At 50.5% G+C, this 24,455-nt stretch carries 22 protein-coding genes; 11 read left to right on the top strand and 11 right to left on the bottom strand.

The genetic code is table 11. From position 1 onward, the window contains the following. Positions 1 to 5 precede the first annotated feature (5 nt). Positions 6 to 311: an HU family DNA-binding protein gene (locus Q1A04_RS18515; RefSeq protein WP_007655567.1), complete on the bottom strand. Its 306-nt coding sequence runs from the start codon at positions 309 to 311 to the stop codon at positions 6 to 8. A 341-nt stretch (positions 312 to 652) separates the two neighbouring features. Here Q1A04_RS18515 and mutY point away from each other — a divergent pair, with 341 nt between their 5' ends. The 6 genes from mutY (at position 653) to Q1A04_RS18485 (ending at position 8,109) form a co-directional block, all read left to right on the top strand. Next, on the top strand, positions 653 to 1,744 hold the full coding sequence (gene mutY / locus Q1A04_RS18510; RefSeq protein ID WP_299709138.1) for an A/G-specific adenine glycosylase: 1,092 nt from the start codon (positions 653 to 655) through the stop codon (positions 1,742 to 1,744). Between the two features lie 110 nt (positions 1,745 to 1,854). Beyond that, a complete protein-coding gene (locus tag Q1A04_RS18505) occupies positions 1,855 to 2,331 on the top strand; it encodes a single-stranded DNA-binding protein (RefSeq protein WP_299709135.1) in 477 nt (158 codons plus the stop codon). A 25-nt stretch (positions 2,332 to 2,356) separates the two neighbouring features. Then, positions 2,357 to 3,727, top strand: coding sequence for a gliding motility-associated protein GldE (gene gldE, locus Q1A04_RS18500; protein WP_299709132.1), 1,371 nt, complete (start codon positions 2,357 to 2,359; stop codon positions 3,725 to 3,727). A 25-nt stretch (positions 3,728 to 3,752) separates the two neighbouring features. Further along, positions 3,753 to 4,307, top strand: coding sequence for a gliding motility lipoprotein GldD (gldD, locus tag Q1A04_RS18495; protein ID WP_299709268.1), 555 nt, complete (start codon positions 3,753 to 3,755; stop codon positions 4,305 to 4,307). Positions 4,308 to 4,422: 115 nt separating this feature from the next. Next, complete coding sequence (gene recG, locus Q1A04_RS18490; RefSeq protein WP_299709129.1) at positions 4,423 to 6,519, top strand: ATP-dependent DNA helicase RecG; 2,097 nt, start codon at positions 4,423 to 4,425, stop codon at positions 6,517 to 6,519. 129 nt (positions 6,520 to 6,648) lie between these two features. Continuing rightward, the gene (locus Q1A04_RS18485; RefSeq protein ID WP_299709127.1) at positions 6,649 to 8,109 is read left to right on the top strand and encodes a hypothetical protein; all 1,461 of its coding nucleotides are present in this window, start codon (positions 6,649 to 6,651) and stop codon (positions 8,107 to 8,109) included. A 3-nt stretch (positions 8,110 to 8,112) separates the two neighbouring features. On the opposite strand, the gene Q1A04_RS18480 is transcribed toward Q1A04_RS18485, so the two are convergent. The 6 genes from Q1A04_RS18480 to Q1A04_RS18455 form a co-directional block, all read right to left on the bottom strand. Next, a complete protein-coding gene (locus Q1A04_RS18480; protein ID WP_299709124.1) occupies positions 8,113 to 8,826 on the bottom strand; it encodes a glycosyltransferase family 2 protein in 714 nt (237 codons plus the stop codon). Between the two features lie 159 nt (positions 8,827 to 8,985). Then, a complete protein-coding gene (locus Q1A04_RS18475; protein ID WP_299709121.1) occupies positions 8,986 to 10,785 on the bottom strand; it encodes an acyl-CoA dehydrogenase family protein in 1,800 nt (599 codons plus the stop codon). 38 nt (positions 10,786 to 10,823) lie between these two features. After that, entirely contained in the window at positions 10,824 to 12,002 is a 1,179-nt protein-coding gene (locus Q1A04_RS18470) for an acetyl-CoA C-acyltransferase (RefSeq protein WP_299709119.1), read from the bottom strand. 99 nt (positions 12,003 to 12,101) lie between these two features. Further along, a complete protein-coding gene (locus Q1A04_RS18465) occupies positions 12,102 to 14,504 on the bottom strand; it encodes a 3-hydroxyacyl-CoA dehydrogenase/enoyl-CoA hydratase family protein (protein WP_299709117.1) in 2,403 nt (800 codons plus the stop codon). A 26-nt stretch (positions 14,505 to 14,530) separates the two neighbouring features. Next, positions 14,531 to 14,965 carry a MarR family transcriptional regulator gene (locus tag Q1A04_RS18460; protein WP_299709114.1) on the bottom strand — a complete coding sequence of 145 codons (435 nt, stop codon included), beginning with the start codon at positions 14,963 to 14,965 and terminating at the stop codon, positions 14,531 to 14,533. Positions 14,966 to 15,176: 211 nt separating this feature from the next. Continuing rightward, positions 15,177 to 16,934, bottom strand: a complete 1,758-nt coding sequence (locus tag Q1A04_RS18455) for a long-chain fatty acid--CoA ligase (protein ID WP_299709112.1) — start codon at positions 16,932 to 16,934, stop codon at positions 15,177 to 15,179. 243 nt (positions 16,935 to 17,177) lie between these two features. On the opposite strand from Q1A04_RS18455, the gene Q1A04_RS18450 reads away from it, so the two are divergent. From Q1A04_RS18450 to murQ, 4 genes are all read left to right on the top strand, one after another. Beyond that, on the top strand, positions 17,178 to 18,329 hold the full coding sequence (locus Q1A04_RS18450) for a formimidoylglutamase (protein ID WP_299709109.1): 1,152 nt from the start codon (positions 17,178 to 17,180) through the stop codon (positions 18,327 to 18,329). 127 nt (positions 18,330 to 18,456) lie between these two features. Continuing rightward, positions 18,457 to 18,714: a cytochrome b5 domain-containing protein gene (locus Q1A04_RS18445; protein WP_299709107.1), complete on the top strand. Its 258-nt coding sequence runs from the start codon at positions 18,457 to 18,459 to the stop codon at positions 18,712 to 18,714. A 60-nt stretch (positions 18,715 to 18,774) separates the two neighbouring features. After that, complete coding sequence (locus Q1A04_RS18440; RefSeq protein WP_299709104.1) at positions 18,775 to 19,635, top strand: hypothetical protein; 861 nt, start codon at positions 18,775 to 18,777, stop codon at positions 19,633 to 19,635. Between the two features lie 42 nt (positions 19,636 to 19,677). After that, positions 19,678 to 20,499: an N-acetylmuramic acid 6-phosphate etherase gene (murQ, locus tag Q1A04_RS18435; protein ID WP_299709101.1), complete on the top strand. Its 822-nt coding sequence runs from the start codon at positions 19,678 to 19,680 to the stop codon at positions 20,497 to 20,499. An 81-nt stretch (positions 20,500 to 20,580) separates the two neighbouring features. Here murQ and Q1A04_RS18430 read toward each other — a convergent pair whose 3' ends face one another. Continuing rightward, a complete protein-coding gene (locus Q1A04_RS18430; RefSeq protein WP_299709098.1) occupies positions 20,581 to 21,663 on the bottom strand; it encodes a hypothetical protein in 1,083 nt (360 codons plus the stop codon). A 225-nt stretch (positions 21,664 to 21,888) separates the two neighbouring features. Between Q1A04_RS18430 and Q1A04_RS18425 the strand changes: the two genes are divergently transcribed. Continuing rightward, on the top strand, positions 21,889 to 22,458 hold the full coding sequence (locus Q1A04_RS18425; RefSeq protein ID WP_299709095.1) for a hypothetical protein: 570 nt from the start codon (positions 21,889 to 21,891) through the stop codon (positions 22,456 to 22,458). 73 nt (positions 22,459 to 22,531) lie between these two features. Here the strand turns inward: Q1A04_RS18425 and Q1A04_RS18420 are convergent, their stop codons facing one another. The 3 genes from Q1A04_RS18420 to der form a co-directional block, all read right to left on the bottom strand. Then, positions 22,532 to 22,711 (bottom strand): hypothetical protein, encoded by a 180-nt coding sequence (locus tag Q1A04_RS18420; RefSeq protein WP_299709093.1) that lies wholly within the window; start codon positions 22,709 to 22,711, stop codon positions 22,532 to 22,534. Between the two features lie 142 nt (positions 22,712 to 22,853). Next, the gene (locus Q1A04_RS18415) at positions 22,854 to 23,030 is read right to left on the bottom strand and encodes a hypothetical protein (RefSeq protein WP_299709090.1); all 177 of its coding nucleotides are present in this window, start codon (positions 23,028 to 23,030) and stop codon (positions 22,854 to 22,856) included. A 72-nt stretch (positions 23,031 to 23,102) separates the two neighbouring features. Further along, positions 23,103 to 24,416: a ribosome biogenesis GTPase Der gene (gene der, locus Q1A04_RS18410; protein ID WP_299709087.1), complete on the bottom strand. Its 1,314-nt coding sequence runs from the start codon at positions 24,414 to 24,416 to the stop codon at positions 23,103 to 23,105. Positions 24,417 to 24,455: the final 39 nt, after the last annotated feature.

Raw genomic sequence — 24,455 nt, 5'->3', positions numbered from 1 at the left:
AAGAATTAAGAATGAGCCAGCTCTTTAATCTTTTTGCTGTTCTTAATCTTAGCGATAAACGTTTTGGATGGCTTGAAGCTAGGAATGAAGTGCTCATCGATAATGATCGAGGTGTTCTTCGAAATGTTACGAGCCACTTTCTTCGCGCGCTTCTTGTTCACAAAGCTTCCAAAACCTCTCACATAGATGTTGTTACCATCGGCCATAGAGTCTTTCACCACTTTGAAAAATGCCTCAATGGTAGATTGAACATCAGCCTTATCAATCCCTGTTTTATCAGCAATCTCTGATATTACTTCTGCTTTAGTCACTTTCTTAGATTTTTATAAATTAGTAATAAGTTAACTTTCTATCTTTCAGGTAACCAGCGGCTTGGCTGTTACCCATTTTTCGGGGCACAAAGGTATACCTACTTTTCGACAAGTAAAAGCTTTAGCACTAAATTATTACAGATCGTGCCCCCGCCTTAACCCGGCCCGTCTCCTGCTCTCCACACTGCAATACCCGTGCCAGCCTACCCCCTCCCTAACGCACCCTATCTACTTATATTTTAATTACATAGCGAAATACCTGCGACTCCCATCATCCCATTTTCAGAACATTGTTTTACTTTTGTCTGTTTAGCTACTCCTAAGCTGCATCTGCATTCTTTATGAAAAACACCCCTCACGCATACTTTTCCCAAACCCTTCTGGACTGGTACCAGCGCCATAAAAGAGCCCTGCCTTGGCGCGAAACCACCAACCCATACCTGATCTGGCTCTCGGAAGTAATCCTACAGCAAACACGCGTGAACCAAGGACTGCCTTACTACCTGCGCTTCGCTGAAAACTATCCGACCGTGCGAGACTTAGCCGCAGCGCCAGAAGACGAAGTACTGCGCCTCTGGCAAGGACTCGGCTACTACTCTAGGGCCCGCAACATGCATCACACCGCCAAACAGATTGTGCAGGAGTATGATGGCGTATTCCCTGACAGGTATGAAGAGTTACTGAAGCTGCGAGGCGTTGGGAGCTATACCGCCGCCGCCATAGCTTCTTTCGCTTTTAGAGAGCAGGTGGCCGTGCTCGACGGGAACGTATTCAGAGTGCTGGCGAGAGTGTTTGGCATCTCCGACGACATAGCGGCTCCGGCCTCGCGCAAGGTATTTCAGCAACTGGCCAACGAGCTCATACCTGCCGATGCACCTGACACCTTTAATCAGGCTGTTATGGAGTTTGGCGCCATACAGTGCACCCCGGTCATGCCCGACTGCCTCTTCTGTCCGCTGCAGCAGTCCTGCTTCGCCTTCACCCACGGATTGGTACAGGAGCTTCCGGTCAAGTCGAAAGCCAAGGCCGCCCGGCCCCGTTTCTTCCACTACATCGTGTTTGAGTACGGAGGGCAGTACTACCTCCGCAAGCGAATGAGCGGCGATATCTGGGAAGGCTTGTATGATTTTTATCTGCACGAAAGTGATTCCAAGACGTTGGAGCCTCACGCCCTACTTCATGAGCTAAACGAGGCAGGTATAGCCGTGCAAGAAGCCCAGCTACAGCTGCCACACAAAGACTATAAGCATGTGCTGAGCCATCAAAAAATCACCGCCCGGTTTTACCTGATTCGGCTCGATTCTCGTTTAAGGGAAGAGGTGTTGCAGGAGGCAAGGCTGGCGCTTTACACCCCCGACAAAATAGAGGCGCTTCCCAAGCCAATTCTTATCAACAGCTATTTGAAAGATGAGAAGATTTTAGTAAATTTATAGACTGAAACTTTTCCGCTCATAAAAGCATTCTAAGTTTCAGTAAGCCATATTTGCCTCCGGCTTGGTTGTCGGAGTAGCCCAATTCAATTTAATTTTTAACAAAAAAAGACATGGCAAGTGTAAACAAAGTCATCCTTATCGGAAATCTTGGTAAGGACCCAGAAGTTCGCCACCTCGAAGGCGGAGTAGCCGTAGCGCGTTTCCCTATCGCGACTTCTGAAACATTCAAAGACAAAAATGGCGACCGTCAGGAGCGCACTGAGTGGCACAACATTGTGCTGTGGCGCGGTCTGGCTGAAGTGGCCGAGAAGTACCTGCGCAAAGGGCAGTCTGTCTTCATCGAAGGCAAGATTCGCACGAACAGCTACCAAGACAAAGAGGGTGTGCAGCGTTACAGCACCGAGATCGTGGCTGATAACATGACCATGCTCGGCGGACGCGAAGGTGGCAGCGCAGGCAACAGCGAATCAAGCAACTACCAGAGTGGTTCTTCTGCGCAAGCATCCACTCAAAGCAGCGGCGCGGCGGCCAGTAAAGGCAACGCTTCCGCGTTCCAGAACGATGAGCCAGACGACTTACCGTTCTAACCTTGTTTAACCTAACCGCTCTATTTTGGACAGTTTAGATCCCGGAGACCCCCTGAGTTATAGCTTACTGCAACTTTTACAAAGCACAACCGCTTTACTCAGAATTGAATATTTAGCAGCCATCTCGGCCTGCTTTATCCTATTGCTGCTCTCTGCCCTCACTTCGGGGGCGGAGGCAGCTTTTTTCGCTCTTACACCGCAAGAGCTCGAAAAAAACAGATCCAGCAAGCACAAGGCGCAGCAACTGGTACACCAGTTGCTCCAGAGCCCACGCCAGCTATTGGCCTCGCTGCTGATCATCAACAACACGATTAACGTCAGCATCATTACGCTCTGCGGCTACATTGCGTGGCAGCTGTCCGGCACTACTTCAATGGCCGCCACTACTATGTTGATTAGCCTGCTGGTGGTTACCTTCCTGATCGTTTTCTTTGGTGAAGTGCTCCCCAAGGTATACGCCCGCAAGCATGGCCCCGCCATAGCATTGCGCATGGCCCCCGTACTGGATGCTTTGCGCCCTGTATTAAGTCCGCTGGGTTGGCTTTTAACACGCATCAGCTCTTACATAGACAGACGCTATAGGGTGCGCTCCTACAGTCAAACGCTGGAGGAGCTGCATCACAGCCTTGACGTGGCTCTCACTAATGAGGAAACCTCACCGGAAGAACGCAAAATTCTGCGTGGCATCGTCAACTTCGGGTCTATCACGGTAAAGCAGATCATGCGTCCGCGTGTGGATATCGTGGCATTTCCACAGAGCGCCACCCTGCCGGAGCTGCTACCGCAGATCACCCAATGGGGTTATTCGCGTGTGCCGGTCTATACCCAGAACACCGACAGCATCGATGGCATTCTATATGTAAAGGATCTCCTGCCTCACCTAGACAAGGGAGCTGACTTTAAATGGCAGAACCTGATCCGGGCACCTTTCTTTGTGCCGGAAACCAAGCATATCTCCAACCTGTTGCAGGACTTCCGGGAGAAGCACGTGCATATGGCCATTGTGGTGAACGAGTACGGCACAACGGTAGGGCTGCTTACCATGGAGGATGTAATCGAGGAAATTGTGGGTGAGATAAACGATGAATACGACGATGAGGATGACATCATTTACTCTCAACTCGACGAAAATACCTTTATATTTGACGGTAAAACATCGCTGCACGACTTTTGCAAGATCACGGAGATTCCGTTCGATGCCTTCAACGAGGTAAAAAGTGAGCATGAGACAGTGGCCGGCCTTATGCTGGCGCTATTTGGCCGCATACCTTTTGTAGGTGAGGAAGTATCGTACGGACGCTATTATTTTACGGTTGAGTCGGCGGACAATAAGCGTGTAAAACGAGTAAAGATTAATGTCGCAAGCAAAAAAGAGCACTATCATAAAGTCAGCTAAACTCCAACTGCTGCTGTGGGCAGGTATGGCCGTAGCCATCGCCAGCTGCAGCGCCGAATACACACCAAAACCTAAAGGGTATAACCGCATCGATCTGCCAGAGACTGCTTACCAGCCGCTGCAGGAGGAGCATCCTTATACCTTTGAGTATTCACAACATGCCAAAATACGCCCTGATTCGTCCATGATCGCCCAGCCGCACTGGATCAACATCATTTACCCGAGTCTTGGGGCCAACGTGCAGCTGACTTACAAAGCCATCAACAACGACCCGAAAATGTTGAATAACCTGATTGAGGACGCACGCAAACTAACGGGCAAACACCAGATAAAGGCATACTCAATTGAGGAAACAGAGGTCAGAACACCACAGGGCGATATAGCTTCCGTATTTGAGTTGGAGGGCGAAATCCCGAGTCAGTTTCAGTTCTATGTAACGGATACGACTACTCATTTCTTCAGGGGTGCGCTATATTTCAGAACCGCCACCCAAAACGACTCATTAGCTCCGATTATTGAGTATGTGAAGAAGGATATTGTGCACCTGTTGAATACACTGGAGTTTAAGGACAAGAAATAATCTCTTTAAGCATACCCTTTAACCAAAGGGCAAAAGACATCAGGTATAACCTAAGGTCTTTTGCCCTTTGTCTTTTATCTTTGTAGACCGACCAACGCACCATTACTAAAAGCCCTTGAGCAACTTCTTCCATACCAAGATCGAATTCCTGAAAGGGGTTGGTCCGCAGCGGGCCGAACTGCTGCAGAAGGAGCTCAATATCTATACCTACGGGGACCTCATACAGCACTACCCTTTCCGGTACCTCGACCGCACGCAGTTCTATAAAATAGCTGAGTTGGACGAGAGCATGCCCTATGTGCAGGTGCGCGGGCGCGTGCGTGGCAAAGAAGTATTAGGCGAAGGCCGGAAGCAGCGACTCGCTGCGACTTTGGTGGATGAAGCCGGCAGCGAGATGGACCTCGTTTGGTTCAAGGGGGTGAAGTGGATGCAGAAGACGCTGAAAAACCACACCGATTATATTGTGTTCGGCAAACCGACTGCTTTTAACGGCAAGTTTAGCATGGCACACCCCGAGTTGGAGGAACTAGCCGAAGAGAAACAAACTACGGCTTTTCTGCAGCCGGTCTACCATACCACCGAAAAGCTGAAGGCCTTTCGGGTAGAGAGCAAGACGATCTCCCGCATGATGGAGATGCTGCTGAAAGTGGCTGTGCCTAACATACAGGAAACCCTTTCGCCGGAGCTGATCGACCATTACCGGCTCATGAGCAAGAGGGACGCGCTTATCAACATCCACTTCCCGCAGTCAGTGGAGAAGTACAATGCGGCCAAGTTCCGCCTCAAGTTTGAAGAACTTTTTTACATACAGCTGCGACTGCTACGCCAAAAGACGGTGCGACGCGCCGACTTGGCCGGACAGGTGTTCAAGCAGGTACCTACCGTAACCGAGTTCTACAAAAACCACATGACCTTTGACCTGACCAATGCTCAGAAACGGGTTGTAAAGGAAATTCACAAAGATCTGACGGCCGGCAAGCAGATGAACCGACTGCTGCAGGGCGATGTGGGCTCGGGCAAAACAATTGTGGCCTTCATCACCATGCTCATCGCAGCCGACAACGGGGCGCAGTCCGTGTTGATGGCACCTACCGAGATTCTGGCTGACCAGCACTATACCGGCCTAAAGGAGTTTGCGGACCGGCTAGGTATAAACATCGGCAAACTCACCGGCTCCACCAAAACCAAAGACCGCAAAGTGCTGCACGAGCAGCTGCGCTCCGGCGACATGAAAATGATCGTGGGCACGCATGCCCTGCTCGAGGATGTGGTGCAGTTTCAGAATCTGGGCCTCTGCATCGTGGATGAGCAGCATCGTTTTGGCGTGGAGCAGCGCTCCAAGCTGTGGCGCAAGAACCCACGCATCATCCCGCATGTGCTCGTGATGACGGCCACGCCTATACCCCGCACCTTGGCCATGACGCTCTACGGCGACTTGGATGTATCGGTGATTGACGAGATGCCGGCTGGCCGCAAGGAGATCGTGACCGTGCACCGCTTCGACAGCCACCGGCTGCGTGTGTTCCAATTCGTACGCGACCAAATCAAGCTGGGCCGACAGGTATACATCGTATACCCGCTCATAGAGGAGTCGGAGGGGATGGATTATAAGGACTTGACGGATGGCTATGAAAGTATACGACGAGCTTTCCCGGAGAACCAAGTAAGCATGGTGCATGGCAAGCTCAAGGCGCAGGACAAAGATTACGAAATGCAGCGCTTCGTTCGCAACGAGACCCAGATCATGGTGGCTACCACTGTGATCGAGGTGGGTGTGAACGTACCGAATGCCTCTGTGATGATCATAGAGAGCGCTGAGCGCTTCGGTCTGTCGCAGCTGCACCAGTTACGCGGCCGTGTGGGACGTGGCGCTGAGCAGAGCTACTGCATCCTCATGACGGGGTACAAATTGAGCAAAGACAGCAAGACCCGCCTCGAAACCATGGTGCGCACTAATAATGGTTTCGAAATTGCTGACATCGATTTGAAACTGCGCGGTCCGGGCGACCTGATGGGTACGCAGCAAAGCGGTGTGCTCGATCTGTTAATTGCCGACCTTGCCAAAGACGCACCGATCCTGCAGGAATCGCGGGCTGCGGCACAACGCGTGCTGAATGAAGATCCACAGTTAGAACAACCACAGAACCAGAATATCCTACGGCACATCAAGTCGCTCAGTGTAAACACCGTCAACTGGAGCCGTATTAGTTAAGCGCTCGCCGAGGTTCCACGCGAAACAGGGTATTATTTTTGTGCAACTTTACTTGCAAAGTTTAGCGGCTTGCAGCAAATTTATATGCTTCTTTACCAGATAAGTCAACTCTATACCTAATACCATACCGTGAAAGCACTACAATTTCTATCGCTCCTCTTTTTGGCTTTGTCTTGCGCGATGGCACCGGCCTTGGCGCAGGGTCGCAACGCGTCTGTTCCCTTCAGCTATATACCTGACAACACCGAAGACCAGTATAACCAGAGCATCCGCAGCAAGACACTTCCTGTCGGGTCTGATGGTTTTGTGATTCTTAGCCGAAGCAAACCTACCGAATACGCTGTGGAGCGTTACAACATCTCGCTCAAGAAAGCTTGGTCGGCCACCATCCCACTTGCCGGAGACGAAACCATAGAGGCATTTGTACAGAACGGGGATGCCGCCTTGGTAGTAACCCATCGCGACAACGGGCAAGGCACCCAAGCGCTACATGCTCACCGAATCAATCTTGGCAATGGCAAGAAAGACAAGCCTGTACTGCTGCTTGAGGCTCCGGCTAGCGCCCGCAAAGCAGGTATAGCCATATCGCCTGACGGCACTAAACTGCTGGCCTACAGGTATAGCACCACCGGCAACCAAGTGGTGCAAGGTATAAGCGGTAGTCTGTACGACGGTAAACTACAGAAAGTAAAAGACACGGATTACAATTTGCGCGACCTGCGCAATATTGTTTCAGCTGAGGTAATTGTGAATGACGCCGGCGACCAGTTTATCAGCTTGATTTCTGAGAACATGGACCGCCTCACCGTGCGCCAGTATACCTTGAAGTCGCCGGATGCCAAGGGCATGTCGGTGCTGGTGGGGGGTATCTTTGACGGTAAGCGTGTTTACATCATGGACAGCAAGTATGCCCTGCAGCCCAATGGCAACCTGTATGGCGTTGTGCTCACCGCTGACGAGAAATCCGGCGAATACTACAGCCTGAAAGCAGTAAAGTTCGACTTTGAGAACGAAGACATGGTGTTTGCCGAGGAATTCAGGTTTACGCCGGAGTACCTTGCTAGTGTGAACAGCCTTGACAAAAGCGGTGGAGCCAAATCCAATCGTCTCGAAGACATTTACCTGACAGATTTGATCCTGACACCAGATGAAAAACTGATCGTGCTGGCGGAGAAAAAATACATGGAGGGTGGTGAGAACTCGCCTTACTATGCCAAAGAGATTCATCTGTTTGCCTATGACCAGTACATGGGCACGGCGTGGAGCTCTGTACTGATGAAAAACCAAAAGGCGCCTGCTGACGAGGCTTTTACGGGTATCTCTTACAGACACCACCTAACTGGTAACACGTTGCACCTGCTCACGCTAGAGGAACTTGACGGAAAGCATGACCTATACCTGCGCCGCATCGACACCAGCACAGGCAAAGCCGAAGCACCCAAGGCAGCCGGTCTCAACGTAGCCGATGATAAGAATATATCCTATGTGAAGGACTTCACTGCTTGGCTTTCGGAGCGCGACCTTGTAACGGTGGTACGACCAAGCAAGAAAGCGAACAGCCTACAGTTACGTCGACTTTACATCAAATAGCACTTACAGTTTTATACTGTGCAGAAAGCGTGACCGTGACCCGGTTGCGCTTTTTTGCTTTCGGAGTTTCCGGGTAAAGGAGCTTAGCTGCACCAGCATGTGCACAAAACCGACATAATCCACGATCTCGACGTACATCTTGAACTCCCTGCGAGAACCCTCCAGCACTCCGAGTTTATCTACTTTATAAGTGTTCATGGCTGACCAAGGCATCCAGCGTACCCGTTTGTGGCGCTTGATCATGTAGCGGTTGATGGCTACTTCCAGCTGGTAACGTGCCACAGGCTGGGCTAGCACCTCTTCCAAATCACATCGTCGCAGGAGTCGCTCTCCTGATAATAAGATGTCGCTTCGGTACCAGCGCACAAACCATGGCGACCGTATCCGCCGCAAGATCAGCATGTCAATATTTGTCGTGTTCTGGAAAGCATGGATGGCTTTTTCCAGCTCAGTTCCATTCAGTTCCTGCAGATCGGCATCCATTAGAAGAACTGTCTCATACTGCACAAATTGGAGACCATACTGTATAGCGGCCGCTTTTCCCCGATTTTGGCTAAGGCGGATGACTTGCACAGTCGGCCATCGCCTACTTACCATTGTCGCTGTGCCATCAGCCGACCCGTCATCGATGCAGATTACCTGCTGTATACCATGCACGTTGGTCACAGCATCCAGCACTGCTGCAATGCGGTCTCGTTCGTTATGGCATGGAATCAAGCATGTTACCCCCATACTTTTCTCTATGTTTTATGACAATTCGGTATTCTGATATGTTTACGCATGTTCAACCATTAAGTCACTCAACAGTAACTCATTAAAGCAAAAAGGCTACCCCCTACGGAGGTAGCCTTTCCAAAACTATAGATTTGTCAGAATCTAGTATACAAATTCGTTTGCGTCGATCATAGCAGCTGCTATACGACGGCGTGCCTCTTTGGTGTTGTAGAGGTCTTTCTTGGTGAAGCGCTTCAGGCCCATAAACAACAGACGCTGCTCATCACCTTCCACCATCGAAGCGATGGCATCCTTACCAGCCAAGAAGGCGGTATCTACAGCATCGTTCACGGTCACGCGCACGATATCGATCTGATTCGCCACGGCATCCTCGCCTTTCATACCTACTAGCTTCTCCACGCGCAGAAGTGTTGATTCCGCCACGTAGGTTTTGATGGCCATGTCGGCGATGTTCATTAGAATCTCCTGCTCTTTGGCAAGTGAGTTCATGTACTTCTGTACCGCCGTGCCAGCCACCATCAGGATCGCCTTCTTCAGGTTGCGGATCGCCTTGTACTCTGCCGCGAACAGGCCTTCCTCTTCCGCACCGAAATCAGGTATAGCCATCAGTTCGCTTTGTACAGCCTGAGCAGGACCCATCAGGTCAAGCTCGCCGTTCATAGCCTTCTTCAGGATCATGTCCACGGTGAGCATGCGGTTGATCTCGTTGGTACCCTCAAAGATGCGGTTAATGCGGGAGTCGCGGTAAGCGCGGTCCATCGGGTAGTCGGCTGAGAAGCCGTAGCCACCGTAGATCTGCACGCCTTCGTCTACCACATAGTCGAGTACTTCGGAGCCTTCTACTTTCAGCATGGCGCACTCCACGGCAAACTCGCGGGCGGCACCCAGCATGGCTTCGTTCTCGCCTTTGCCTTCTGCCAACAGCTCCTGCTCTTTACGGAAGATATCCATACCGCAACGGTATAGTGCCGACTCCACAGCATAAATGCGAATGGCCTGCTCCGCCAGTTTGTGACGGATAGCACCGAACTTCGAGATAGGCAATTTGAACTGCTGACGCTCGTTGGCATACTTCACCGACAAGTCTACCACTTTTTTAGAGGCACCCAAGGTAGCGGCGCAAAGCTTGATACGACCGATGTTCAGGATGTTGAAAGCGATCAAGTGACCTTTGCCAATATCGCCCAGCACGTTCTCTTTCGGCACTTCGCAGTCAGACAGGAACACCTGACGTGTAGAAGAACCTTTGATACCCATCTTGTGCTCTTCGTTGCCAAGGCTTAGGCCCGGGTAGCCTTTCTCTACGATAAAGCCCGTGAACTTGTCGCCGTCCACCTGCGCGAACACGATAAACACATCGGCAAAGCCAGCGTTCGTGATCCACATTTTCTGGCCGTTCAGAATATAGTGCGTGCCTGCTTCGTTCAGTACGGCTTTGGTTTTGGCAGCCAAGGCATCAGAACCAGAGCCCGGCTCGGTAAGGCAGTAAGCTGCCGCCCATTCGCCAGAAGTCAGTTTAGGCAAGTACTTTTCTTTCTGCTCGTCCGTACCGAAGTACAGGATCGGCAGCATGCCTATACCTGTGTGCGCCGCAAAAGCCACCGGGAACGAGTGTCCACCACCTACTGATTCTGTTACCAGAAGCGAGGTGTTAAAGTCCATGTTCAGGCCGCCGTATTGCTCCGGCATTGATACCGCGAACAGCCCGAGTTCACCGGCTTTCTTCATCAGACCTTCCATCAGGCCTTCCTCGTGGTTGTCGAGGCGCTCGAGGAGTGGAGTTACTTCTTCGCGCACAAAGTCCAGACAGGTTTGCGCCATCATGCGCTGCTCCTCGCTAAACTCGGCAGGTATAAATACGTCCTGCGGATCAGTTTCTTTGATCAGGAATTCACCACCGCGAACGGTAGTGGCTTTATTTTTATCTGTTACATTTTCCATGGCAGATTATGATTAGTGTTTTAGGTACAGATTAGTTCTTATTTCAATAATTCGTAGATGCCGGCAACGCCTTGGCCACCGCCTACGCAGGCGGTCACCATGCCGTACTTTTTACCGAGTCGGCGCAGTTCGTGGAACTGCTGCACGCTGAGTTTGGCACCGGAGCAACCCAGCGGGTGACCTAACGCAATGGCGCCACCACTGATGTTAAGCTTCGCAGGATCAAAGTCCAAGTGACGCATCACAGCGATAGATTGCGCTGCAAAGGCTTCGTTCATCTCGATCAGGTCGATGTCGTTGAGTGTCATACCTGCCATTTTAAGTGCTTTTGGCACGGCTGCGATCGGGCCCATACCCATGATGCGCGGATCAACGCCGCCTGTGCCGTAGCTTACCATGCGCGCGATCGGCTCCAAGTTGAGCTCTTTCACCATGCGCTCGCTCATCACGATCACAAAGGCGGCACCGTCAGATGTCTGCGAAGAGTTTCCGGCTGTTACAGAACCGCCAGCTGCGAACACCGGCTTCAGGCGAGCTAAAGCCTCCAAAGAAGTATCAGCTCGTGGGCCTTCATCGGTGTCTACCACATAAGAGCGTGTCTTCTTTTTGCCGTTCTCGTCGATGTAGGTTTCCTCTACCGTAATCGGCACGATCTGCTCTTTAAAGAAACCACTCTTTATGGCGTTAATGGCTTTTTGGTGTGAGTTATAGGCAAACTCGTCCTGATCTTCACGTGAAACATTGTAGTCTTTGGCCACTGCCTCCGCTGTAAGGCCCATGCTCAGGTACCAGTCTGGATTCTTTTTGGCGATGTTGTAGTTAGGTACCGTCTTCCAGCCAACAGTTGGTACCATCGACATAGACTCCGTACCACCCGCAATGATGCAGTCTGCCATACCTGCCGCGATACGGTTACTGGCAATGGCAATAGTCTCCACACCCGAGCCGCAGTAGCGGTTCACGGTCATACCCGATACCGACATGGGCAGGGACAGCAAAGAAATCATACGACCGATCTGCAGGCCTTGCTCCGCTTCCGGCACGGCGTTCCCTACGATCAGGTCGTCTACGCGCTCGGGGTCTAGTGAAGGCACGGAAGCCAAAAGATGTTTGATGACGTCAGCGGCCAAGTCATCGGGTCTGGTGAACCGGAAGCCCCCGCGCCCGGCTTTGCCTACTGCGCTACGAAATCCGGCTACGATATATGCGTTGTTCATATTTTCTGATTGCTAAATTGTTAAATGGTTGATTGTTGATTCCTCAGATCTTTGACTGAAGAGCACAATCATGATTCATTACCCATTATTCATTAGACATTAATTCCTCAGCGGCTTACCCGTAGTCAGGATGCTCTGGATACGCTCAAGCGTTTTGCGCTCACCGGTCAGGGACAGGAAGGCCTCACGCTCCAGATCTAACAGATATTGCTCGCTCACATCTGTCGGGGCAGAGAGGTCGCCGCCGCACATCACGTAAGCCAGCTTGTGCGATATCTTCTGGTCATGCTCTGAAATGTAGCCGCCTGTTACCATAGCGCTGGCTCCTGTCAGGAACATGCCTAACGCGCCCTTGCCCTGCACTTTTATCTTGGTTTTCTTGGCTGGCTGCGTATACCCTGCCTCTGCCAGACGAATGGCCTGCGCCTTCGCGTCCGCAATCAGTCGGTTGTTGTTGAGGGTAATGGCGTCGCCTTGGCGCATAAAGCCCAGATCAAAGGCCTCTTTGGCCGAAGTGGACACCTTGGCCATGCCGATGTTGAGGTAGATATTCTTGAGTGTGTTGTACTCGATGTCGCCGTCTTCGTGCATCTCAGCTGCGCGGAGTGTCATTTCTTTGGTACCGCCACCGCCCGGTATCAGGCCTACACCAAATTCTACTAGACCCATGTAGGTCTCAGCGGCCGCCTGCACATGATCGCAATGCAGGTTCAGTTCGCAGCCACCGCCTAGGGTCAGGCCGTGCGGCGCGCCTACTACAGGTATAGCCGAGTAGCGCATGCGCATCATGGTGTCTTGGAATTGCTTGATCATGAAGTTAATCTCGTCATACTCCTGCTCCAAAGCATACATGTAGATTAAACCCACGTTGGCACCAGCGGAGAAGTTAGCGGCGTCACTGCCCACTACCATCCCACGGAATTCCTTCTCAGCGATCTCGATGCCTTTGTTCAGGCCTTGTACCACGTCACCACCGATGGTGTTCATCTTGGTATGGAATTCCACGTTCAGGATACCGTCGCCCAAGTCAATCAGGGTAGCGCCAGAGTTTTTCCACACTACTTTGTTGCTGCGCAGGTTATCGAGAATGATGAAGTTCTCGGCACCCGGTATCGCTTTGTATTCTTTGCTTTGGATGTCGTAGTAGCGGCGGTTGCCGTTCTCCACGATGTAGAAAGACTCTTTGCCGTTCTCCAGCATCTCCTCTACCCAAGACGCTGGCTTATACCCAGCTTCGGTCATGCGCTGCACGGCCTCACGAGCACCAATGGCATCCCAGTACTCGAACGGCCCAAGTTCCCAGCCAAAGCCGGCTCGCATGGCATCGTCGATACGGTATAGCTCGTCGGAAATCTCAGGTATACGGTTGCTCACATACTGGAACAGTCCATAAAGCGACTCGTTGAAGAATTGCGCAGCCTTGTCGTTTTGCTTTGAGAAGGTCTTCACGCGCTTTTTCAGATCTTCGATTGGCTTGAGCACTTCCAAGCTCTGGAACTTCGGACGCTGTTTCGGTCCGTACTCCAGTGAGTTCAGGTCAAGCGTCAGAATCTCAGTCTTTCCTTTGGCGTCTTTTGTCTTTTTGTAGAAACCCTGACCAGTCTTGTCTCCCAGCCATTTGTTCTCCACCATCTTCTGCAGGTAGTCCGGCAGCTTGAACAGCTCACGTGACTCGTCCTTTTCGCCAGTCTGGTATAGTCCGTTGGCTACATTCGCCAAGGTATCCAGACCTACCACATCTAGTGTGCGGAAGGTGGCTGACTTTGGACGACCGATGATCGGACCCGTGATGCGGTCCACTTCATCCACGTTCAGACCGAGTTTGTTCATCACCTGCAGGCCCTGCATGATGGCGTAGATACCCACACGGTTCGCAATAAAGGCCGGTGTATCTTTGGCCAACACGGTAGTCTTGCCAAGGTATAGATCGCCGTAGTGCATCAAGAAGTCTACTACCTCCTGATCGGTCTCTGGCGTAGGTATAATTTCTAAAAGCTTGAGGTAACGCGGTGGGTTAAAGAAGTGCGTACCGCAGAAGTGCTTCTTGAAGTCGTCGGAACGTCCTTCCAGCATCATATGGATCGGTATACCTGATGTGTTGGAAGTGATCAGCGTACCCGGCTTGCGGTGCTCTTCCACCTGATCAAACACCGTCTTCTTGATCTTCAGGTTCTCCACCACGACCTCAATGGTCCAGTCGGCGGTGGCGATGTCCTTCATGTTGTCTTCGAAGTTACCCGTTTGGATCAGGCGGGCGTCGGACTTGCGGTAGAGCGGCGATGGGTTTGACTTGATGGCAGCCTCCAGCGCACTGTTCACAATGCGGTTGCGGACATGCTTGCTTTCCAGCGTCAACCCTTTTTTCTCTTCGTCGGGGGTGAGTTCGCGCGGCACGATGTCGAGCAACAGCACCTGCATACCAATGTTGGCAAAGTGGCAGGCAATGCGGGAGCCCATGACACCGGAACCCAGCACGGCTACTTTCTTAATAATTCTTTTCATAGAAAAAGCTTGATGGTCTACTATGGTTAGAAAATCTCTTTATTTTCGATCATGTTGATGATGCGCTCTGACACCCGGAAAAAGGTATTCAATTCCTCCTGCGGTATAGCCTCCTGCACCTTACGGTTAAAATGGAGCACTGTCTGCCGTGACACTTCTTTTTTCTCCAACCCTAATTCAGTCAGGAAAATCCGCACCAGCCGTTTGTCCTTGTCGTCAGACACTTTATAGATAAGGCCTTTCTCCTCCATGCTTTTCAGAATGCGGGTCAGGCTGCGTGCCTCCAACCCAAGCAAAGGGGCTATCTTGGTGGCCGGAGTGCCTGTCTCCTGATTGATGTTGAGAAGAACAAATCCTATGGAAGTGGTGATGTCGTTTTTGGCCGCCTCTGTATTATACATACGAGAGATAGCGTGCCAACATACCTTTACATTATAATCTACGGTCTCTTCGGGCTTCATGCATCGTATTGTTTATACCAAATATAAAGAAAAATGTTATGCAAGCATACTATTTTAATTAAAAATTAATCTCCTGCCCGACTTCATATGCTGAAGCGGATTTCGCACTATAATACCTTTTGCTATAGTTTATGTATAATTCGAAGAATGGTTACAAACAAAAAACCCTTTCCGGTCTGGAAAGGGTTTTTTGTTGTCTGAAATGACTCTGTTAGAACATGGCGTCTATTTCTTTCTGATAATTGGTTGTAATGTTTTTTCGTTTCACCTTAAGGGTTGGCGTTAACTCACCACTTTCTACGGTCCATAAGTTCGGAACAAGCTTGAACTTCTTGATGGTTTCAAATTGAGCCAATCCCTCGTTCGTCTTGTCCACTTCACGCTTATACTTGTCAATTATCTCCGGCTTTTCGATCATTTCGGCATCAGAGGTATATGGTATGCCTTTGTGCGCACACCAATCCTGCAAACCTAAGAACGAAGGCACGATCAGGGCAGCCGCATATTTCTGGCCGGCACCTACTACCATCGCTTGCTCAATCACCACCGACTCCTTCAGTTTGTTCTCGATCGGCTGCGGAGCTACGTACTTGCCACCTGACGTCTTGAACATTTCTTTCTTGCGGTCCGTGATCTTCACGTATTTGCCGTCTACTAGCTCACCGATATCACCGGTATGGAACCAGTTTTCGGAATCGATCACTTCGGCTGTCAGGTCAGGCTTCTTGTAGTAACCTTTCATCACGTGCGGTCCACGGGTTAGGATCTCACCGTCTTCGGCAATCTTCACTTCCACACCGTCAATTGGCAAACCAACTGTACCGATCGCGTTGTTCTCTGGCTCGAAGCGATTCACGGTGATTACTGGCGAAGTCTCTGTCAGACCGTAGCCTTCCATCACGCGGATGTTAGCTGACCAGAACACACGGGCCAGACGTGGCTGTAAAGCTGCACCACCCGATACGATCGCGATCACATTGCCGCCTAGCGCCTCGCGCCACTTGCTAAAGATGATCTTGTTAGCCAGATCGAGCTGTTTGTTGTACCACCAGCCTTTGTCTTCGCGGGTGTCATACTCCAGACCAAGCTCCAGCGCCCAGAAGAAAAGTCTGCGCTTCACACCGGTCAACTCCATACCTTTGGCTACGATCTTGTCATATACCTTCTCGAGCAAGCGCGGCACCGTGGTAAACACATGCGGCTGCACCTCTTTCAGGTTGTCGGCTACTTTCTCGATGCTCTCTGCATAGTAGATCGACACCCCGATACGCATGTATAAATAAAGGAGCATGCGCTCGAAAATATGGCAAAGCGGCAGGAAGCTCAATGCACGGTGCGAACTGTTCACCGGCACATAAGGCAGCGTGCCCGTCACATTGCTGATGATGTTGTTATTCGTCAGCATTACCCCTTTCGGGTTGCCGGTCGTACCCGAGGTATAGATAATAGTCAGGATATCGTCAGGACCAACTCCGGCTTTCAGCGGTTCCAGCTGGGCCACGTCTTCGCCTACACCTAGCTTGATCACTTCTTTCCAGTGGCTGGCACCTTTTACTTCGTCGAAGGTATAGATCTCTTTAATGCTATCCATTCCCTCAGTAGCGGCCACCACTTTATTATATAATTCCGCATCTGACACAAACACAGCCTTTACCTCCGCATCGTTGAAGATGTAGCGGTAGTCCTCTATGGTGATGGTTGGGTACATCGGCACGCTGATGGCGCCTATTTGCTGTATACCAAAGTCAGCAAACACCCACTCCGGACGGTTCAGGGAAATGATGGCCACTTTGTCGCCTTTCCCGATGCCCAATTTCAGCAAGCCAAGACTTACCTGATTGGCAGTGTCCTGCACATCCTGTGTGCTGTATTTAATCCATTGTCCGTTAACTTTTGTAGCCAGACAGTCCGGCTGTGGCGAGTTCTGCAGCTGAAAAGGCAACAGATCAAGAGTGCGGGTTACGTTCATTGTGCTTGCTAAAGGTTAGTGTGTGTCTTCGTTTCTGATAGCGCTCGGTGTTCTAACAAAGAACATGCGGGCTATTCTTAACTGCATTTTAACTATTTTTTTCTGAAATTTCTATACCCTACTATACAAATATTTACCATCACTTATATTCACAGGAATTTCTACGGCAAAAACCTATACTTGGCTTAAACAGGCATATGGCTGCCGCATTTTTGTTATATTTGACTTTTGGGATGTAATGCTATGAATCTTTCTATCTTCTTCGAGCCTCTAAACGAGGACATCTTCGCCTTGTTGGATAAGCCCCGCACACTGGGCGCCTACATCAACCGCTTTACCGGTAAGTTCCCGGACTGGCGAGCGGCTGACATCGCCATCGTTGGGGTGAACGAAACGAGAGGACGCGGAGAAGAGGAACAGCTCGAAGTAGCGCCAGCCCGCTATGTACGCAAAAAACTGTACAGCCTGCACAAGGGAGCCGGCCGCGGGCAGATTGTGGACTTGGGCAACCTGCGCCCGGGCATCACACTCGAAGATACCTACCTGCGGCTCAAGGAAATTGTTGAAATACTCATCTCCCACAATACCATACCTGTTATTATAGGCGGTTCGCATGACTTGGAGTACGGACAGTTTATGGGCTACGAACATTTGGAGCGCCCCGTGAACATGGTGACCGTAGACAGTAGCGTGGATATGACAGAGGACACCGATGCGTTGGCTCACAAGACGCAACTGCGCCAAATCCTGATGCACGAGCCGAATTACCTGTTCAGCATGGCCCAGATTGGTTATCAATCCTACTTAGTTGACCCGGAAGTGATGGCGACTTTTGAGAAGCTGCATTTTGAGGCCTACCGGGTGGGCGAAGTACACCGCAGCATACAGGAGATAGAACCCGTGGTGCGTCAGGCGGACTTACTCTCTTTCGACATTTCGGCTATACGCCATCAGGATGCGCCGGGCTACAGCCCTGCCAACCCTTTTGGCCTGACCGGTGAGGAGGCCTGCCAGATTTGCTGGTATGCCGGTCTGAATGATCAAATGACGTCGCTCGGCATCTACGAATACGATCCGACACAGGACGGTCATGAGCTTACCGCCATGACCATTGCCACCATGATCTGGTATTTCATTGAGGGCTTCTATCATCGCAAGAACGAGACTGAGTTCAGCTCCAAAAAGTTTACCAAGTACGCTGTGGCCTTCAGCGACAACCCTGATCGCATGACCTTCTTCAAAAGCAAGGCAAGCGAAAAGTGGTGGATGGAAGTAGAGCCTCTCTCCGAAGACAAAGGCTCCCGTATTATCCCTTGCAGCTACGAAGACTACTTGCAGGCCATCAAAGGCGAAGTGCCCAACCGCTGGATTTTGACGCAGGCACGGATCGGGTAATCACGCTTTTTACAACCCATGCGGCAGGGTGGTACAGGAAGAAACAATCCTGAAATTGTGACGTTTGCCCATATCAACAGCGCATTTTATTATTTTTGCAATCCGGGGCCTCAAAGAGCCCGAAAAAATGGAAGAAAATCTCCCTGAATACACCCTGCAACAGCTCGCCCTCCGCAACGGTCAGGATCGTGATGAGGTGTGGGTGGCTTATAAAGGGCTGATTTACGACGTGAGAAAGTCGAGACTGTGGCGCACGGGAAACCACTACGAGCACTGGGCTGGGCAGGACCTGACCGAAGAACTCAAGGACGCGCCACACACCGAATATGTGTTTGACAAATTTGATGTGATCGGACAGGTCAAAAACTCAGTATACCGAAAATGAAACTTAGAAAGCCGCGGCTCCGGCAAAGCGGACTTCTGATTAACTATAAATACCATTACTATGATTCTGATAGCTGACAGCGGCTCTACCAAAACGGATTGGCGCATAATTGATGCCGACAAGGAGTATGAACAGGTAAATACCACCGGCATCAACCCCCAGTATCTCGATACAGATCAGATTTACCTCATATTCGCTACAGAGCTTCTACCCCAGCTGAAAGAGAAGAACATCAGCGCCATCTATTATTACGGTGCTGGCTGCAGCTCCCCGGAGCGCAACAAGCGCGTGGAAGACGCCCTGAGCCGCGCCTTCCCGAACGTGCCGAACTATGTAGACCACGATCTGCTGGCTGCGGCACGCGCGCTGTGCGGCCACAAGCCGGGCATTGCCTGCATTCTGGGCACTGGTTCTAACTCCTGCCTCTACGATGGCAGGAATATCATCGACAACGTGACTTCATTGGGTTTCCTGATGGGAGATGAAGGAAGCGGCGCCTACTTGGGCAAACTCCTGATCAAAGCCTACATGTACCGCGAGCTTCCGGAAGAGCTGGCAACCTCGCTCAAAAACAGGTATAACCTGACCAAAGACGGTATACTGGATGCAGTGTACGGTTCTGCTATCCCGAGCCAGTACTTGGCTACTTTTGCCAAGTTCATGCACGAGAAGCGCAAGAATCCGGTGATCAAGGAAATGATTTACGAGAACTTTGAGGAGTTTTTTGAGCGCCACGTGAGCAAGTACGAGGGCTTCGGTGAATTACCCGTAAACTTTGTAGGCTCCATTGCGTTTCACTTTTCCGATACCCTGAAGCTGGTAGCCAAAAAGTATGGTTGTCACATAGGCGTGATCATTTCCAGCCCGAGCGAAGGCCTGATTAAGTACCATCAGGAGCTCCTGAAAATGCAGAACGCTTAAGTCTCACGTATAACTGAATATTAATTTTTTGACCATATAACAGTGTCTTCAACCGAATCCGACTCACATTACGATAGCCTCGAGCAAATGCCCGTGCGTGAACTCTTGGAGAACATCAACCAAGAGGATAAGAGCGTACCGCTGGCAGTAGAGCGGGCCATTCCGCACATAGAAGCCTTGGTAAATGTCACCGTTGAGCGACTTCGCCAAGGAGGCCGACTGTTTTACATCGGGGCAGGCACGAGTGGTCGGCTCGGAATTGTAGACGCATCAGAGTGCCCTCCCACCTATGGGGTGCCCCATGGTATGGTAATCGGTATTATCGCCGGTGGCGATACTGCCATCCGCAAAGCCGTAGAGTTTGCTGAAGACGACACCGCACAGGCTTGGAAAGACCTGCAGGAGCATAACATCACTGACAAGGACATGGTGGTAGGTATAGCGGCATCGGGCAGCACCCCTTATGTGGTGGGCGGACTGGAAGCTTGCCGCCGCCAAGGTATAGCCACTGGCTGTATCGTGTGCAATGCCAACAGTGCCGTAGCCGCCGTAGCCGACTATCCGGTGGAGGTGATCACGGGACCTGAGTTTGTAACCGGCAGCACCCGCATGAAGGCCGGCACCGCTCAAAAACTGGTGCTCAACATGCTCACCACTACGACCATGATCCAACTGGGCCATGTGAAAGGCAACAAAATGGTGGATATGCAGCTTTCGAATACCAAGCTGGTAGAACGCGGCACCCGTATGCTGATGGAGGAGCTCCAACTGGCAAAGCCCGAAGCTGCCGCCTTGCTTCAGAAATACGGCAGTGTGCGAGCAGCCATAGAGGCCTACCGCAATAATAACGGCAACAACGTATAGCTGTAACTGATATCAATATAAAGGGCATGCTCGGTTTATCCCAAGCATGCCCTTTTTCTTATCCGGCCCGCTTCTAGTCTATTATTCTATTGCCGCCATGCTTTCTACCAATACTTTAGCGGCCTCCTTGCTTGGCACTCTATAGTTGGTCACAGCCCAATCGTAACCTAGCTTGAAGCGAGGGTCTTGCATAGCATAGCGCATTTTCTCGCGGTAGTCAGCTACGGGCTCCAATCCAAGCGCGGCACGCAGTTCATTGGCTTTCGCCTCATCCTCTTCGCTTATTTTCTGTGTGAGGTAGCGATTGCTGAGATCACCCAACTCCTCGTCGTCGGCGCACTCTTTGGGATTGTTGCAGTTCACCTTGGCCAGCACTTTAGAGCGGTATAGGTTCCTGCCTTGTTGCTGGTCCATGAGGTAAGCTGCTGCATGCGGATCCAGCTTACCCTCATGCACCGCCTTGGTTAGCACGGGTGTGAAATCGAAGCCATTGCGGGCCACTGTCTGACGTTGTATCACAATGCTGAAACGTGGCAGCTGCTCAATCGTGTCGGCCACTCCGATTAGCTTTTCTCCCGGGTAGCCGTGCTGACTTATCCATGCCAACAGCTTTTTCACGTTATCAGCCTCTATCTTTTTGATCGTGTCGCCATGCACACGCAGTCCACCTTTCGCCTGCCGGAAGAACTGGTCGCGAGCCCAGAGTTCATCTAGGTCGGCACGTAGGTCAAGGTTCGTTTTCTCCCGGAACGCCTTGCGCCGCTTCGGGTACTTTCTCACAAACTTCTTCCAGCCCTTGTACTCCTGCAGAGGGGCAAACACTTCCTGACTTTCCAGATACTCCAAACTAACACCAGTCTCTACCAGTTTTTCGAGGTAGTTAATGGCTTGCTTCTCGTTTTCGGTCAGCGTGGCACAGACAGCCGCATTGTAATAATCACGGGCAAAACCACGAGGCACTGCCGCAAAGGCATTTTGGTAAAGATCGAGCGCCCCTGCATAGTCTTGTGCCATCACCATTATTTCCGCCTTGTTGATGCGCGGATGGTAGTCCTTTACGTAATCGGCCTTGGCAAGCGCCTGATGGCCAAAGCTGAGCAATGCCAGCAAAAGTAAAAAGGAGGTTATACTCTTTAGAAATTGGAGGCGTAATGTGAACTGCATAAAATGGGTGGTGTTTTCAGATAGAACGTGTTCTGTTATAACGTGTTCGTTTTGCTCTTAGCATGTAAAGTCTGCAATTTGTATCCGCTTATACCTGAATCAGCGCAACAGAGTTGGATGGCATCGTGTTTCTTCCTTAAATATAGCCAACTTTGCCCACATTCTTTAAGTAGACAGACAAAAGCCGCCCTGCTAGAATAGACAGGCAGCCGAATTGACTAACGTATGCATACCATTGAACCCTTTTACAATTGGCTGGAGCTTTATTCTGCCGCCGACGACCCTCGCTCTCCGCTTTATGGGGCTGAGAACAGCCTGACACATTATACCCATACTATTTATGGCTACTACATTCATCCGCAGTGGGACGACATCGATTCTGAGACGCTTTACATCAAAATACTTTACGCTGACTATGACCTCAGTTATGCTGTGATTGAGTTTATAGGCGAGTGGAATGACGCGCTGAACAACGACATTATGAAGCTGAAGCGCAACATCATCGACCCACTGGTGCAAGAAGGGATAAAACACTTCATCCTGATCGGCGAGAACGTGTTCAACTTCCATGGCTCTGAGGATGACTACTACGAAGAATGGTTTGAGGATGTAGAGGAAGGCTGGATCGCGGCCATCAGTTTCCGGGACTTTGTGCTCAGCGAAATGCGCGGCTACAACATTGATTCTTACATCAACTCGGGTGGCACCCTCGATGACCTGCATTGGCGAACCTATACGCCGAAGCGACTTTTCGCGCTCGTGAACAGCATGATCCAAAAGCGCCTAGGGCCTTAGCTCTATCAGGTATAGGTATAAAAAAATGGCAGGCCCCGTAAAGGACCTGCCATCTCTGTGTGCTCTCAATATATTATTGAACCACTTCTTCTGCTTCGTCTTCCGTTTCTTCAGCGGCTTCTTCCAAGTCGTCGCCTACTTCGTCGGCTCTGTCTTCCATACGCTCTTGTCTGTTCTCTTCGCGCGAGTCGCATGAGGCAAATGAGAACATGAACAGGCCGGCTGCAAGAATCATGAATAAGGGCTTTTTCATTGTCGTTTTGGTTAAGGTGAGAAATAAGCTCCTTGCAATACGCACCTACTAGGTATAGGTTTTACCCTATATAAAAAAAGCACTCCGAGGAGTGCTTTTTTTATGGTCCAGCCTTAAACTGGTAGTACTGGTACTGTTTTAATTACTGAACAGTAGTAGTATCCATAGTGGCAGTAGTATCTACTTCCATTTCAGTTTCAACTTCTACTTCCTCTACTGTCTCAGTAGTCTCAACTTCAGTTGCAGTTTCTTCAGTGTTGTTGCATGAAGCGAATGTGAAAAGACCCGCAACGAATAGTAAACCGAATACTTTTTTCATGATGTTTTGTGTTTTGTATAAAATGAAGCTTCAAATATAACACTATATCTGAATATACTGATATAGAAGCTTTTATTTTTTCTTGAACAATACTTTAATCGGCACCCCCTCGAAGCCAAAATGCTTACGAATGCTGTTTTCTAAGTAGCGCGTATAAGGCTCTTTTACGTACTGCGGCAAGTTGCAGAAGAACGCAAATGTTGGGTTGTGCGTCGGCAGCTGCGTCACATACTTGATCTTGATGAACTTACCTTTTACAGACGGTGGCGGATAACGCTCAATATCCGGCAGGATCTTATCATTCAATTTTGAAGTAGAGATTTTACGCGTTTTCTGTTCGTATACCTCCATCGCTGTCTCAACAGCCTTGTGCACACGCTGCTTTGTTACTACCGAAGTAAAGATGATTGGCACATACTTGATCGGCGCAATCGCCTCCAGTATCTTTTCTTCAAACTCCTTAGTCGTGTTTGTTTCTTTCTCTACCAAATCCCATTTGTTCACCAGAATCACGATGCCTTTGCGGTTCTTCTCGGCCAGCGAGATAATGTTCACGTCCTGCGATTCGATACCACGGGTGGCATCCAGCATCACGATACAAACATCGGCATCCTCCAAGGCACGCACTGAGCGCATCACGGAATAGAACTCAATGTCTTCGCTCACCTTGCTCTTGCGGCGCAGACCAGCTGTATCAACAATGATAAACTCTTTGCCAAAGGCATTGTAGCGCGAGTCGATGGCATCGCGGGTTGTACCGGCAATATCCGTTACGATGTTACGCTCCACACCTAACAACATGTTCACGAAAGAGGACTTACCCACGTTCGGACGGCCCAGCACCGCAAGTCTAGGTATACCTGCATCCGGGTCTTCTGTACCTTCCGTTTTGAAGTGCTTCACCACCTCATCCAGCAGATCACCTGTACCGGATCCGCTTTGCGACGAAACCGGAAAAATGTCTATACCTACACCTAACGAGTAGAATTCTCCCATCTGGTGTGCACGAGAATTGGTATCGGCTTTGTTGGCTACCACATAAATAGGCTTGTCGGTGCGGCGCAGTACGTTGGCGAACTCTTCGTCCAGTCCGGTTAGGCCGGCCTCCACGTCTACCATAAACAGGATCACATCGGCCTCTTTAATGGCTAGCTCTACCTGTTTGTTGATCTCTCCTTCAAAAATATCGTCGGATCCGTGCACATAGCCACCTGTGTCGATCACAGTGTAATACTTGCCGGTCCAGTCGCCGTGCCCGTAGCTACGGTCGCGGGTTACGCCGCTCTCATTGTCCATAATGGCTTGGCGGCGCCCTACAAGGCGGTTAAAAAGTGTAGACTTGCCCACGTTCGGGCGGCCTACGATTGCAATGATGTTGGTTGACATCTAATAAAAATAAAATAGTTAAAGTGCCCTCGGAGCACC

Origin of the sequence: uncultured Pontibacter sp. (assembly GCF_947499215.1) — a bacterium.
In the GTDB taxonomy this organism is placed as follows: Bacteria; Bacteroidota; Bacteroidia; order Cytophagales; family Hymenobacteraceae; genus Pontibacter.
Note: the sequence above shows the minus strand (reverse complement) of the source record. Positions and strands in the feature narration are given on the sequence as shown.

Bases quoted from the DNA above. Each gene is read 5' to 3' on its own strand.
- Q1A04_RS18505 (WP_299709135.1), top strand. From the start codon at position 1,855: ATGGCAAGTGTAAACAAAGTCATCCTTATCGGAAATCTTGGTAAGGAC.
- Q1A04_RS18470 (WP_299709119.1), bottom strand. From the start codon at position 12,002: ATGAACAACGCATATATCGTAGCCGGATTTCGTAGCGCAGTAGGCAAA.
- Q1A04_RS18460 (WP_299709114.1), bottom strand. From the start codon at position 14,965: ATGAAGCCCGAAGAGACCGTAGATTATAATGTAAAGGTATGTTGGCAC.
- gldD (WP_299709268.1), top strand. From the start codon at position 3,753: ATGGCCGTAGCCATCGCCAGCTGCAGCGCCGAATACACACCAAAACCT.
- Q1A04_RS18450 (WP_299709109.1), top strand. From the start codon at position 17,178: ATGAATCTTTCTATCTTCTTCGAGCCTCTAAACGAGGACATCTTCGCC.
- mutY (WP_299709138.1), top strand. From the start codon at position 653: ATGAAAAACACCCCTCACGCATACTTTTCCCAAACCCTTCTGGACTGG.
- Q1A04_RS18475 (WP_299709121.1), bottom strand. From the start codon at position 10,785: ATGGAAAATGTAACAGATAAAAATAAAGCCACTACCGTTCGCGGTGGT.
- Q1A04_RS18425 (WP_299709095.1), top strand. From the start codon at position 21,889: ATGCATACCATTGAACCCTTTTACAATTGGCTGGAGCTTTATTCTGCC.
- Q1A04_RS18455 (WP_299709112.1), bottom strand. From the start codon at position 16,934: ATGAACGTAACCCGCACTCTTGATCTGTTGCCTTTTCAGCTGCAGAAC.
- der (WP_299709087.1), bottom strand. From the start codon at position 24,416: ATGTCAACCAACATCATTGCAATCGTAGGCCGCCCGAACGTGGGCAAG.
- Q1A04_RS18415 (WP_299709090.1), bottom strand. From the start codon at position 23,030: ATGAAAAAAGTATTCGGTTTACTATTCGTTGCGGGTCTTTTCACATTC.
- Q1A04_RS18465 (WP_299709117.1), bottom strand. From the start codon at position 14,504: ATGAAAAGAATTATTAAGAAAGTAGCCGTGCTGGGTTCCGGTGTCATG.
- Q1A04_RS18440 (WP_299709104.1), top strand. From the start codon at position 18,775: ATGATTCTGATAGCTGACAGCGGCTCTACCAAAACGGATTGGCGCATA.
- Q1A04_RS18445 (WP_299709107.1), top strand. From the start codon at position 18,457: ATGGAAGAAAATCTCCCTGAATACACCCTGCAACAGCTCGCCCTCCGC.
- Q1A04_RS18420 (WP_299709093.1), bottom strand. From the start codon at position 22,711: ATGAAAAAGCCCTTATTCATGATTCTTGCAGCCGGCCTGTTCATGTTC.
- Q1A04_RS18430 (WP_299709098.1), bottom strand. From the start codon at position 21,663: ATGCAGTTCACATTACGCCTCCAATTTCTAAAGAGTATAACCTCCTTT.